Below are 15,119 nucleotides of genomic sequence, written 5' to 3' on the forward strand. Positions count from 1 at the left end.
ATTTTTAACTTTCTCTTTTAATCTCATCATTTCTATTTTATCTTCTACAGCCTACGGCTCAGCTTTGCTGTTTTATTGTTTTACTAAAACAAAAGAGATAGAAAACTTTCGTCTTCTATCTCTTTTAAATGAAAATTATAATTATACTGTAACTTACTAATGACTATCTTCTTTAAACACTAATTCATTTTCTTTGTATATAACTCTATGCAATTTTTACCATAAGCTTTACTATTAGAAATTTCCCAAGTTATATTTATTTATCCTATTACCAATATTTATATCTATAAAAATATCTGAATCCTCTAGTTTTTTTATACACAACCTGATAAATAGGGCTAATAAAATTATAAACGAAATTGCTTGTATTAACCTAAAAATTGTTGCATAAATTGGTACTCTGTACATTATTCTTGAATTTCCTTTTTCATCTACACATTTTACAGTTGTAAAAAAGAATTTATTAGACAGAGTATATGTTTTTGAATTACGTTTAATAACTCTTACTTCCCTATAATCTATATAATCTAAAGTTTTATCACTTATTAGTGTTCCATCCAATCTATAAGTTAATTCATGATGCCCTCTTACAGTCACTATTATCAGATTAGCATATTCATCTATTTTAAAATAAAAATCTTCACTTAATCCTAAATTGTATACTCTAATAAATTTGCCTTCCTTATTATAATTGAAGTTACTAGTACTATTAATTTTCTTTTTCTAACTCTTTTTGTTTTATGTAATTTTTATGTGTTTTAGTTTTAGGCTTAACTATAATAAACTGCATAACTGAAATTATAGCTATAATTACACTAACTTCTCCATACCCACAACTTTTTAGTATATATGCAAAGGGTGAACATATACCTAAAATTAATATTGATATCTCTAATGCCATATCTATATCTGTTCCAAACTTTATCTTTTTTATATTTAAATATATAAATCTAATTATTACAGCAATTATTAATTCTCCTGCAATAATTGTCATAATACTAACTTCATCTATAAAAGTTAATCCTAATATAGCTATTATTCCACCTATAATTGCACATATACCTTGAATTTTTGTTTCATTTTTCATAAATTTATCCTCCTAAGTATTTATCTTACTAATTCTTCAAATCCCATCATTTCTTTTAATGTAGCTCCAATAACAGCTCCCGAAAACCCTATAGCAGCTCCTATTAATAAAGTTGGAACAAACGCCATTCCTGCTGTAGCTCCTACAATACACATTGATGTTAATCCTCCTACTCCAATGTCAAACATTGTCATAGCTCCAAATACAGCCAAATTATCCCATCTAAAAGTATTCACATTATTTAACTTACATGTTTTCATATCAGAATATATTCCTTGAAATTTAAAGTAATTTCCTGCCGGTCCAATTTTATCAACTAGCTTTCCTACTTTGGGTAAATTGATTTTCTTTGCTACTTCTACTACTATTTTATCAGCAGCACCTCCTGCTTCACCTTTTACAGCACTTTTTATTTGTTCATTAGTCTTTTTAACTGATAATATTGTTTCTTTCTTCTGAACATTCTTCTTTATTGCCGGATATTGTGATTGTATAGCCATACTTATATATTTACCATTATCACGTCCACCAGTAATATCAAATCTATATCCATTTGGATCTTCCATTATTACTGGATTATTTCCACAATACGCAAACATATTAAATGATAGTATATCTCCTGGTTGTCCTATTAATGCATCTGCATTTATAAATCTTCCCCACGAACCATTATAATATCTACTTTGCAGATAATATAATCCTGTCTCTTCATCATATCTATATCCTCTATATCTATATGGGTTCTTTACTCCTACACTATCCTTTAAACTTCCTGTTATTGATACTATATTTCCCCATGTATCATAACTATAGTTTACTACTACTTTTCCTTCACTATCATGTAGTCCTATTACATCATTTTGTACATTTCTGATATAGAAATATTCCTTGCCATTTAGATTCATAGATATTAAATCGCCATCGGCATCATATGTATAGTATATCTTATCTGTTCCATTATCTTCAAGTGTTACTGCATCTCCTGATAGATAATATTTTGTTGTTACTCCATTTACTGTTTTTTCTGTTCTTATTCCACTGTCGTTATATTTATAACTTATTTCTTTGCCATTTCCTGAAATAGCCTTTAATTGTCTTCCCATTTCCCATGTGAACTTATATCCATCATAAGTTAATGGGTTTCCTATTTCATCATATGTTATTTCTTTTCCGTTGAATGCTGTTAGCTTGTCCTTCCAGTTGCTATCTCCATAGGTATATCCTACTGTTTTAGATGCTGTTCCTAGATTTCCTGTTGTATATGGATATTCTACTTTGTTTAGAATATTTCCACCTTGGTCATAACTATAAGTTATTGTTTTATTTAATGTTTGGTTGTCTTCTCTTACTACTTCGTTTAGTTCGTTGTAATAATATTTTATTGTCTTGCCGTTTTCTGTAATAGTTTCTATATTTCCATTAGCATCATAAGTATAGCTTATTTTCTTTCCGTTGTTGTCCATTGAAGCTATTCTTGTACTTTCAGATGATCCTGTTTTTACAAGTCTTACTTCAAGAGCTTCCATTGCTTTACCTTGTCCTGTTGTTCCTGCTGTATCTCCTTCTCCTACCCAAGATAACCATCCTTTATCTGCTACATGTGCTCTATATTCTATAGAATATCCTTCTGGCGCTCCTTCTAGTTCTATTTGTACTGCTTCTAGCCTATTTCCTGTTCCTTCTGATCCTGCTAATGTACCATCATATACCCAATTTTTCCATGCTCCATCCTTATCATAAATTCTATATTTTACTCTACTTCCTGATGGCATATCTTTTAGTGAAACTTTTATTCCTTCTAATGCCTTTGATTTACCTACAGTACCTGATAATGCACCTTCTGTTTTATTTTCTTGCCATGAATCATTAACACCTTTACTTTGATATACTACACTTCCGCTTCCTTCTGCTTTTCCTTTTTCATATGTATATTTTGTAGTAAAGTTTTTGCTGCTAGAAACTCCAGATTTTACAACCCTTATCTTTATTGCTTCCATTGCTAAAGATTCTCCTGTTGTTCCTGCTACTTCACCATTTTGTACCCATTCTTGCCATCCTTTATCTTTTACATATGCTTTATACTCTATGCTATATCCTGATGGTGCTCCTTCTAATTGTATCTTTATTGCTTCTAGTCTTTTTCCAGTTCCATCTGTTCCTGCTAAAGCTCCGCCATATACCCAATCTTGCCATCCAATGTCTGCACAATGTGCTTGATATTTTACCTTTGTTCCTGATGGAAGATCACTTATTGATATTTTTATTCCTTCAAGCGAAATATTTTTACCATATGAACCTGCTATAGTTCCATTAGTCTTTTTACCTTGCCATCCTTGTCCATCACTTTTAGTTTGATAGGTTACTGTCCCTACAGTACTTGAAGTGTCACTTTCCATTATATTTGTCTTTGTTGTTACCCTGTTTAATCCGTCATAGGCTAACTTTTGAGAATATTCTTTATTATTTCTGTTATAAGTTATATTATTTATATAATTATCTTCGTCATATCCATATGTTGTATCATAACTTACACCATTTCTTGTTTCTACTGTTGATGATACATTATTTTTATTATCATAGTTTATAACAGTAAAAGCCCCTGTAGATTCTTCTACTTTTCTAAGTCTATTAGATAAATCATATCTATATTTATAATTTAGTCCACTTACATAATCTCTATATTCTCCAATGTTTCCATTGTTATCATAAGCACTTTTACTTCTTACCTTTACTAGATTTATCTTAATTGCTTCAATTCTTTTTCCTTTACCTTCTAAACCTGCAACTTCTCCATCTTGACAAAGCGGTGTGTTCCATCCTTTATCCTCCATATGCACTTGATACTGTACAATATAACCATCTGGTGCATTTTCGAGCTTAATTCTTACAGCTTCTAACTTTTTGTTCTTACCTGCTGCTCCAGATTCTTGTCCACCGTATACCCACTCTTGCCAACCTTGTCCTTCTATACAAGTTTGATATTTTATTTTCATTCCATTTGGCATACCTGACATATTTATATTCAAAGATTCTAATCTTTTTGATTCACCAGTTGTACCTAATACAGAATTATTCCCTACAGCTACTTTATTTCCTACACCTTCAACATTTCCACTATATGTGATAGTTCCTAAGTTATCTCCACTATATGCTCTTCCAATTAAATTATCATTCTTATCATAAACTGGTGTTATCTTTTGACCATTACCATAAGTTGAACTTAATAACTTACCAGTTTTATCTTCAAAAACATTTGTTATAAGTTTTTGGTTTCCTACAGATACATCTGTATTGTTTCCCCATTTATCATAACCAAATCTATAAGAAAAACCATTATGAGTAATAGACTCTAATCTATCATTGTTATATGTATAGGAATTAGATATTGTTTCATTCCCAACCTTTTTACTTACAGATGTTACTCTGTTTAAACTGTCATATTGATAATTTGTAGTACTTCCTTTAGCATCAGTAACACTATTTAATACATCTCTATTTTCATCATAATCATATTTTACAGTGTTTCCAAAACTATCGGTCATTGATGACATATAGTTTCCACTAGCTGTGTAACTAGATGATGATGATATACTTTTTTCTCCCATTCCTATAGATGTTTTTATAGGATTTCCATACTTATCATACTTAATGCTATATATATCATTTTCTTTAGTTGTATCTGATGGAACAGCATCTGATATTTTGTAGGTTCTACCATCTTTTGTTTCTGAATATTTTCCTTCTGTTTCACAATCAAAAATTGTATACCATGTTTTCCCGTCTTCAGACACTTCTGTCTTTGTATTGTTGTAAATTCTACCATCATACCAATGCCATACTTTAACTTCTTCTATACTATATTGCTTACCTAAATCTACCTGAACCCAACTTATTGTCGTTGAATTTGTTGAATCCGTTTGATAACATTTTGCCAAATCTAAATCTTCATCTACGACATTTGATTTACTTCCTACTGCATCATTTTCATTACTTATTACATCTTTACCTTTTGCAATATTATTACCTTTTTCATCTAATGCCTTTATTTCTATCCATGTATTGTCTTTATTTACCGTGTTTTCACCTAGAGTATCTCTTATATATCTAATTTTTAAATCATTAGATTGTATTAATTTATGTTTATCATCATACTTGTAATTAAAACTCGTTCCTTTTGGTGTTGTTGTTTTAATTAAATTATTATTTCCATCATATTTAAAAGTACTTTCTTCCTTTGAAGCATCTTTTACAGATACTACATTTCCTTTACTATCATAAGTATAACTGTCTCCAAATTCTTCTTTAAACAATTGTATTCCATCTAGATACACTGGATTAGCTTCATTAAAAACTTGAGCATATACATGTATATCTGTATAATCAATTGGTGCTTTTATAACATCAGTAACATATTGCCAATCGTTACAATCCTTATTTATATTAATGTGGCTCCACACATTACCAGATGGTGAAATAAACGCCAAAGAAATTAGAATATTCCCACGTGAAACTGATGCCGCTTTCAACCAAGAACTAAAAACAAAAGCATCACCTTTCTTACCTCTAGTTCCAGCTCCACACATAAGTCTTTTTACTTGATCTACGTTAGTAACAATCTTCATAACAGATTTGCTTAAGTTTTCTGGATGATCTATATCATTACATTCTAGCAAGCCATCTTTACCAGTTTCAAAAGTACCTCCATTCCAAAAATCTGGCTTTAATCCTGAAGATGATGCATTTACTCCATTTAAACCACTATTAGCTAGATAATTATATCTATTCGCAATTTCTCCAGTTTCTAATTGCAAATTATCAAAATAAGCCGTTCCTGTTGCTTCTTGTACTAACGGTCTTACAATAAGATGATTACTTTTTGAATCAGCCGGTATTGTAAAGGTTACTTGAATCCTCTGCCAATCATTTGTTCCTGTTATAAATTCTGAAATTACTTCTTCATAATTTCCATTCTTATCTAAGTAGTAAATTGCAAGTCCAGCACCTTTATTTTTTGTCGATACTATATTATCTGTCTTTATATAAGCAGAGAAAGTATATGGCTTACCTTTATCCAATCCTGTAGGTATATCTTGAACATACTGTCTTGAAACTGCATCTGTCTTTGTTATCTTTAAACTCTTATTTCCATCATATTTTTCGTTTGTAGTATACTCACCAGATCCATTACCACCATCCTTGGTAAATCCCCAACATTTTTCTTCTTCCGCCCCTGGATTTCCAAGTAAATTTAGGACTGATTTTTGCATTTTAGATTCTTCTGTTATCTTACCTTTATTACTTGAAGCACCATACTTATAGTACTTAGCACTTCCTTCATCATCTCTTATAGAAATTGTCTTTCCTGTATTATCAAATTGATAACAAGAGTATTTCCCTGAATTATCTGTTATCTTTGTTGAATTATCTCCATATTCAAAATTTACTCTACTGTTTTCTTCACCATCTACATTATTTGCTATTACTGTAGACATTCTATATGTAGACATATTGTAATATACATATCTTACTCTATTACCAGTATAATCAGTAGCATGCATTATTCTGTTGTCACCTTCATACTCGTAGCTACTACTTTTTCCATCGGGATATATAATCTTAGTTAATGAATTACCTGAATACTCATAAGTATTTTTTCTACCATCAGGATAAACTATTTCTCCTAATAGACCTTGCCCATTATAATTTAAGGTAACTACTCTTCCTGAACCATCAGTAACCTTTGATATTTTATTATTCCAATAATCTATAGTCATCTTGTTTCCATTGCTATCTTCTACTGAAATAAGCTTACCATCTTTAAAATTCAGTTTTGAATCTTCTGTATCTTTTATAGTAAATGTTCCATCTGAATTTTTAGTTAATGTTAACTCTTCTTGAACTTCATTTTTGAGAGTTGTTCCACCATCATCCTTATAACGTTGTTTAGTTCCATCCTCATCAATATGTTCATAATACCAGTCGTTACCATACTTTTTGCGTTCAATAGTTTGTGCTAAGTTCAACCTAAATCCATTTCCATAACCAATATTTCTAGTTCTTTCATAGTTATTGAATACGTGATTTATACTAATAGGCATTCTATTTCCACTCATTGATAAATCATCGTGAATTAAAGTTAAATTACCATTATAATTGTTAACATATCCTGTTCCTGCTCTACCTATATCTTGTGTAGTATATGTCCAATATGATTCCAATCCACAAGCATTAATAAACTGAAATTGTACTAAAGGTCTTCCTGCCACAACGTTAGGATCAGTTACATCAGAAGATATAAATTCTTGATAATAACCACCATCACCTTCAGTTTTTAAAAGTAACCCATAGTTATTACCTGTAGTAAACCACTCTTTAGCTATAGATGTTATATCCCAACTATACCAAGTTCCCCCATTTCCATTTACCATAGCATAATCTTCGATTACATTATTGTATCCTGGTTGGTTATTCCAAGTAATATTTCTTGTGTTCCAATCACCTAATACTTTATGTACATTTATTTGTGATCTTCCATCACTTTTAGACCACAATGCTAAATTAAGTTGAGCTTTAAGAACCATCTCTGCTGATGTAATTTCAGATGGCAATTTAAATTTAATAAATGTTCTTGAAATATCATTACCATCCTTTTCTGCCTTACCTATAGTTAATGGATTTGTATTGTAATAATTTTTATTAGCTACATCCCATCTACTATGAACTGAATTATCTTCTATATCCCTTATATCTGTAGATGTTGAAACTACCGGGTCTAATGTAATAGGATAAACTCTATTTTTATCATTCATCCATGACTTATCTGGCTGTAAGATGAGTGTATACTTACCATCTTCTCCTTTAATTTCAACCTTTACATCTGTAGTTGATTCTCCATTTGCATCAATAAGGTACGGTGACTTAATCAAAAAGATCTCTTTCTTTTCATCATTATCTGAATAAAAAGAAACTGTATTATCTTCATTTAATTCAGCTTTAAGATCTTTTGCTGTTATATTGAATTGAAACTTTTCAGTATCAATTTTTTTATTTATTATTAGATTTTCCTTTAATGATGTACTCCCTTGTATATATTGAAGAGTAACATCATCTAATATGTCTGAATAATTTATTATATTTGAATTACTTTCTAAAGTCTTAATGTTTTCATTGTAAGTTAAGACTTCTTTAATCTCTTTCTTGTTTTCTTCTGTTATGTTGTCATACTTTTTGTCATTGTTTATTGTATTATCTACTGTTTCTTTTATTAATTCATCTACTTGCTCTTTTTCTTTATTCTTATCTTTCTTTTCTTCTTCTAACTTCTTTTTTTTACTTCCTTCTAAATTCCAACTTATCTCGTATCCTTCTTTTACTATAGAAACAAGCTTTTCTTCATTGGAATCCTTTGCAAAGTTGAACTTTAAATCTCCATTTTCACTTCCTATAGCATCTATTTTCTTATTATCTTCTGTTTCTGTAGTAGTTTCTTTTAACGTATTGTCTATTTCTTTCCACTGCCCATCTTCTTCATAATGAATTGGATCTTTATATACAGCTACTTCTGTACTTCCATCTTCTTTTAGAAAATATTTTGTATTTTCCGTCCTCTTCTCTGTTAGTTCTTCAACTATTTTTGGTTCTTCAACTACCTTCTTTTCTTCTACATCTTCAGTATTAGAAGTAGTAATATTTTCTTCTGCTAATACGTTCATATCTATACCTTTAAATATTAGTGTTAACGTCATAACTAATACTAAAATTATAGATTGAAATTTTAAATATTTTTTCAATACAATTCATCTCCTTATATACTTTTTTCTGAATTTTTGTATTATTTACCTTTAATACATAAAATATTATATATTTGATATAAATTGTATTAAACAACTTATATATGTCATTTTTTATTCTTTTTCAAAATATTTTATATTTCATTTATTACAATTAATATATTTGATAGCAAGTTTTATTAATATTAAAATTGGAACTATAATTGATGATATTAGTTTATTGAATTTCATTGAATATTGCATTTTGATGTAATACGATTTTTTTGCATTTATATGTAATTATTACAACAAAATATTATTTTTATACCTATTTTGTAATATTGTGTATTTATATGTATTGCATACAAATTAAAAAAACAAGCACCATGTCTTCAACATAATGCTTGTCCTCATATCATATTTTAAGTTCCACTTTCACTCCAACTTGGATTATTTTCTTGCGTCACTTTTGCTTTAATTGAGCTATCAAATTTTAATTTGAACTCATCTGCAATAACATCTATCTTTCCTTGAGATACTAATTTTAATTTATAGTCTACTTTATAATAATATCCTGGTTCTACCTTTAGAGCTGTATCTTCTATAGAATACTCTTCCCCAGATTTAACTATCTTTATTTCCTTGGAAATAGGATCTCCTATGGCAACGTTGCTACCCTTTTTGTACTTATTAACTATTATATTCCCGGTAAACTTAGTCTCTGCACTTATTATAGGTGTTGTACCTTTAGGCAGCATTTGTATATTTAATGTTACTGTTTCATTATCCCCTAAATGATATATTGTGCACATTCTATCATTATAAGCTGGATGTGTAACCTTTAATATAACTTGTCCTGGTGCTACATCTTCTATGAAATATTCTCCATTTGCATCAGTAGTAACATATCCTTCTATACCACTACCTGTTATCACTGCACCTCTTATAGGATTTTCTTCCTTATCAGTAACTTTTCCTTTAATATTAGATGATCTATTTATATCCTTATTTACTATTATCTTGGCAAAGTCTATTGCATATGAATCTCCTCCGGCAATATCACCTTTTTTTATTTCTGTTCCATCATAATTTTTACCTACTATTGATCCATCTGCATTAACCATACCTGTATATATAGTACCATCTCTAGGATCATCTAATTTTAATAGTAATCCATCACCACCATTTTCTACATACTTTAGCAATCTCTTTGGAACTTCAAAAGTCACCAAGTTTGCTCTAGGTCCATGTTGATCTATATTGTTTATTATCTCTTCAAACTCTTGAACTCTAACTGCTGGATACTTTGGATTTCCTTCTACTTCTAGTGTGACTTGATACTTGTTTGTTGATTTTGGTGAATAAGCTGATACTATCCAATCTCCATCATTTTTCTTATACTCTACGAAATCATCTGATGGTTGTGGTTGAACATCATCAAACATTACTTGTATTGTAGCACTTGATACTTTCTTATCTTTTTCAATTTTGTCACTATAAACAAACTTTAGCGGCTCTACCTTTTGAAAGTCTCCCCAGTTTACTCCATTAAGTGAATGATTCCAATGCTTACCTAAGGTACTGTTTGTATATCCATCAAAAAATATCTCCCCATTATCCTCAACAAGCCTTCCTATCTTATTGGTATCTATCTTCCAATAATCATCGTAAAACTTGCTTTCTTCTGTCCATGTACCATCTTCTTTTTCATAAAAATACCCACCAAAACAACACCAACCATTTCTAGGATCTTTAGTATTCCAAACTAATGGCCACTTATAAGCCTCAGTTCTCCAATTTCCATTTTCACCAAAAGTTATCCCTGACTTCGTTTGATATAATATACAACTCCATTTATTACCCATATTACCTTTCTTAGTTTTCTTTATAAGATTATAAAATCCCGTTGTCGCCATTTTTCTATCAGTTCCTTGTGCGTCATTTTCTCTTGGATAAACATCCAAACTGTGAACTGGTGTAATTTGCGTAAATGGATCTATGCCATTATATCCAAATCCTAAGTTATCTATATCGCCTACCAATAAATCAAATCCTGGAGTATCTTCCCTATGATCTACATCCACATCATCTTCTGGTATATTAGGTTTTCCTTCTTCTGTACCGCCTATTTTCTCCCCTTTAAATAATAAGCTTAAATCCATATTAGCAGTTAAATTAGACTTATTAGTAATTTTCACCCCTTCATAATTTACCTCTAAGCCATCTTCAGGGTTTAATATGCTCCCATCAATATTATTCCCTCCACACTTCCAACTACTATTAGATGTATCTATCTCAACCTTAGCATTCCCATTTGTTATATAAAGATTATTTATTTTCTTGCCATCATTGCCAGTTACCTTTACTCTGTTAGCAAAATAACTGTAGCTAATACTTACCGTAAGTACAAAAGCTACCATGATGCTTAAAATGACATACTTCCCCTTTTTCACTTTTTTTATCACCCCTTATATAATTACTAAAATAATAATTATATAATCTATTTCTTATTGTTATACTCAACTTCTAGTGTTGGTATCTTAGCTTCTGTTTCATCATTAAAATAACCATAACTACTAGATACCAATAATCCAAGTAAAACAACGGATGCTAATAATAATACTATTTTAACTTTCTTTCTACTCAAATCTTATCACCTCTTCTATTGATTTTTGATATTCTTGCCAATACCACTCCCATAATTATCAAAACTGAGGCTTCTAAAATTAAAGTTTCTTTATTGAAAATTGAACCTGTCTTTGTCAAATTTTTAGTAATTACATTATCTTTTTCTACAGTAACAGTGTATGCATTGGGATATAATATATATTCATAGTTCTTATTTTGAAACTCATTCCCTGCTAAACTATTGAATGATATATTCATATTAAAATCTACCTTAGAATTCACATCCATATAAATAGGATTCTCAAAATCTATATCCCTATTTGCAAGATCAGCTATTTTACCACTATAGATATTTTTACTTCCCTGAGCAATATTAATATTGTATTCTGTATCTAAAATACCCTTTTCTTTAGCTTCATCTAAGCTATATACCTTGCCACTATTTATATCACTTATATAACTTCTCTTAAAAGAAATTCCTTTGAGATAACACTTTTCTCCCCATATATTATTTATAGTAAAAGTATTATTAACTATATCACTAGGTTTCCATACCCCTTCTTTTTCTCTACTATAAATATAATTGTCATCTTCATCACCAAGAACTCCTATAGAAGTAAAGCAAATTGTACAAATGGTGACAATACATAGTAATAAGATTTTCTTTGCTTTATTTAACATATTACTCATATCTCACCCTACCTATATAGGCATTGTTGCACAAAATACTGCTAATATGCATTATATTGTGCAACGTCCCATTATTTATAGAAACTATTTACCGTCTTCTGCCCATCCTGGATTATTTTCTTGAGTTGCTTGTAATTCAACTATATTATTAAGATCAAATCCTCCATCTGCAGTAGTTGATGTACTATCATTTTGATATTCATTTCCTGCTTTTAATGGTAATTCGAATCTAACATCAACATTCTTTTCAGCACCCTTTGCAACTATTCCTAAATCAACTGCTGATGTGTTTTCTAAGTCAACTTCTACATCATTAACATATAACACCCAACCAGCACCAGTAAGTTTAGCTAATTCAGCTTTTGCAGCTTCATCATTTTTAACAACTAATTGCATCTTAACTGTTAAATTACTTTCATTCTTTAAAACTAATCCTGCTTCTTCACCATTTTCTCCCGGAACACCTAATACTAATGCATCTCCTGGTCTAGTAAATTGTACTGGTGTTTTAACTGGTGATCCAATAACAGCTCTTTCTATATCATTTGCATCTTTAGCCTTCTTAACTGCATTGATATCAGGGCTGGCATCTCTTTCTGCAGTTGCTCCTGAATGTTTAGCTACATCATAAGACCATTGAAATTCATCAGCTCCATTATTGTCTACTTCTGCTTTTACAACAACATTACCATTAGTAATTTGAATCTTTTGTAATTTTCCATTTGCTCCATCACCGATTCCATCATTTTTACCTGTAAAGTACGCAAAAGATGTTGCAACTCCTGCAACCATCACAGCTCCTAATATTCCCGCTAAAACTTTCTTTCTTTTCATATAACATATCCCCCTATAAATAAAAAAATTTATTTAAACAGTAGCTACTTTGTTTAACATAATTTAATTTACTTTATTTTACAGTTCTGTTAAATAATATCACATAGTATTTCTTAATGCAATATGCTTTCTTATTTTTTTTAATTAAAGTAAAACATATATTTAATTCACAATTCAATCAATTCACAATTTAGACAGTTCTCAATTCACAATGAATGTTAATTTTCTCCCATAGAGAAAATATTTTAGTTTTGCGGATAGCAATTTTCAATTCAGGCAGTTAATAAATTTTCATTTCATAATTGTATTAATAGATGTATTTAGTTCATATATAAAACTGTTATACTTAAGTGTTGTTTTCTCAAATCATGAGTTTCTACTACAAGCTACATGAAAGCAAAGCTTTCATTAGCCCCCTGTGATAGTTCTATATAAAATACAAATATATTAAGAAAACTATCTTATTCTATACAAAAAATTATTGCACTTAAAATTTCAGAAATTCCCCCAAAGGGAATTTCATCAATAACTGTGCACTGTGCACTGACAACTGTGCACTGATATACACCTGTGCCTTGTGCCTTCATACCTGTGCCCTGATATCTACCTGTGCCTTGATATTCTATTTTGCTAAAAAACTGCTGAACTCTAATCTATCAACTAATACAACACTTCCGAAACCTACTTTACCCTATAAAATTTCGATGAAATTCTACGCAAAAATTCTTTATGGAAAATTTTTACACATTTTGTATGGACAAATAACTTACAAAAGATTATAATCTTAACTGTAAATATTTTACATTTGTTGTTTATACGTACAAAAGGAGGATAAAGTAATGATAATGGGAATAGATGTGGGATACTCTCACACTAAGGTTTGTACTGAAAATGGTCTCGATATATTCCGAAGCACAGTAAATGAAGGTGCTATAGATATTAATGTCAATTCTACTAAGATATCTTTTGAAGGAAAAGATTATACTATAGGTGAAAAAGTCGGTTCTTTTTCAGTAAAATTGAATAAAATTAATGATAAGATTTTTAGACTATGCCTCTATTCTGCAATAGCTAGAAATCTAAGAAATCATGATACTTCTATAGAATTGGTTATAGGCTTGCCTATACAATACTATAAAGATCAAAAAAAGCAATTGATTGATGCTTTAGAAAATACAAATGTTTCTATGACACTAAATAATAAACCTATTAATTTTGAAATTACAAAGTGTCTTGTCTTTCCTCAATCTGCCGGTGGAGTAATATTATATCCGGATTTATTTAAAGAAAATATCACTGTTATTGATATCGGTGGTATGACTGTTGATGTTGCTTTTTATAGCGACTTTTCGCTCCAAAATTATAGAACTTATGAAGAAGGTATGCTAAAACTTTATGACACTGTTGTCCAATCTATAAAAGCTAATTATGGTGTATCTTATGATATTCTACAAGCTGAAGATATCATTAATAGCAAGGTTATTCATAAAGATGGTGAAGATATAGATTGTAGCGATGTTATCGAACAAATTTTAAGTGCTCATGCTAATAGAATAATAACTAGAATTATGGCCGGAATCCGTGAATATGAAATATCAAAACATATTTTTATGGGTGGTGGCTCTTATGTATTAAGAAAATACTTACCAGACGTTATTGAAGAAAAAAATATTTTTGCCAATGCCGATGCTTTTTATAGAATTGGAGTTGAGCGATTTGCGAATTAAAAAAACTATAAGTATTCAACAAGACGTATTAGAAACAGGACAACATAGAGCTAATGAATTTTTTTCTGGTAACTTTTCTTTATATATAACTTATTTAATTAATTCTGATGTAAAAGGTGTAATGATTAATAGTGGAATTCATTCCACTAACCAACCTTATACACCACCACCAGCTAATGATTATAGTCATAAAAAAGAAGTTAAGAATGCTATCGATAGCATTTTAAATATGGAATAAAAAAAGACCAACGCAAGCAAATAAACTTTGTAAGCGTGGTCTTTTTTTCAATTCGCAATTCATACAATTCACAATTACTGTTTCTACTATCCGAAGGATTATAATATTTTCCCCGTCAGGGGAAAATCAACCTTAATTGCGAATTG

General features: G+C 30.0%; 8 protein-coding genes. 2 read left to right on the top strand and 6 right to left on the bottom strand.

Features of this window, described 5'->3' with window-relative positions; translation table 11 throughout:
- Positions 1 to 709: 709 nt before the first annotated feature.
- The 6 genes from KQI30_RS07620 to KQI30_RS07645 form a co-directional block, all read right to left on the bottom strand.
- Entirely contained in the window at positions 710 to 1,087 is a 378-nt protein-coding gene (locus KQI30_RS07620; protein ID WP_216462707.1) for a hypothetical protein, read from the bottom strand.
- Positions 1,088 to 1,107: 20 nt separating this feature from the next.
- Positions 1,108 to 8,877, bottom strand: coding sequence for a DNRLRE domain-containing protein (locus tag KQI30_RS07625; protein WP_216462708.1), 7,770 nt, complete (start codon positions 8,875 to 8,877; stop codon positions 1,108 to 1,110).
- A gap of 401 nt (positions 8,878 to 9,278) precedes the next feature.
- Complete coding sequence (locus KQI30_RS17520; RefSeq protein ID WP_216462709.1) at positions 9,279 to 11,309, bottom strand: carboxypeptidase-like regulatory domain-containing protein; 2,031 nt, start codon at positions 11,307 to 11,309, stop codon at positions 9,279 to 9,281.
- A gap of 47 nt (positions 11,310 to 11,356) precedes the next feature.
- Complete coding sequence (locus KQI30_RS07635) at positions 11,357 to 11,503, bottom strand: hypothetical protein (RefSeq protein WP_216462710.1); 147 nt, start codon at positions 11,501 to 11,503, stop codon at positions 11,357 to 11,359.
- Positions 11,500 to 12,174 carry a hypothetical protein gene (locus KQI30_RS07640; protein WP_216462711.1) on the bottom strand — a complete coding sequence of 225 codons (675 nt, stop codon included), beginning with the start codon at positions 12,172 to 12,174 and terminating at the stop codon, positions 11,500 to 11,502. Before KQI30_RS07640 ends, KQI30_RS07635 begins: the two co-directional genes overlap by 4 nt.
- A gap of 84 nt (positions 12,175 to 12,258) precedes the next feature.
- On the bottom strand, positions 12,259 to 13,008 hold the full coding sequence (locus tag KQI30_RS07645) for a hypothetical protein (protein WP_216462712.1): 750 nt from the start codon (positions 13,006 to 13,008) through the stop codon (positions 12,259 to 12,261).
- A gap of 839 nt (positions 13,009 to 13,847) precedes the next feature.
- Between KQI30_RS07645 and KQI30_RS07650 the strand changes: the two genes are divergently transcribed.
- Both KQI30_RS07650 and KQI30_RS07655 read left to right on the top strand, forming a co-directional pair.
- Positions 13,848 to 14,735, top strand: coding sequence for a ParM/StbA family protein (locus KQI30_RS07650; RefSeq protein WP_216462713.1), 888 nt, complete (start codon positions 13,848 to 13,850; stop codon positions 14,733 to 14,735).
- Complete coding sequence (locus KQI30_RS07655) at positions 14,725 to 14,973, top strand: hypothetical protein (RefSeq protein WP_216462714.1); 249 nt, start codon at positions 14,725 to 14,727, stop codon at positions 14,971 to 14,973. The genes KQI30_RS07650 and KQI30_RS07655 overlap by 11 nt, the downstream gene beginning before the upstream one ends.
- The last annotated feature ends 146 nt before the right edge of the window (positions 14,974 to 15,119 follow it).

The sequence above is a fragment of the Clostridium bornimense genome, assembly GCF_018917145.1.
In the GTDB taxonomy this organism is placed as follows: domain Bacteria; phylum Bacillota; class Clostridia; order Clostridiales; family Clostridiaceae; genus Clostridium_AN; species Clostridium_AN bornimense_A.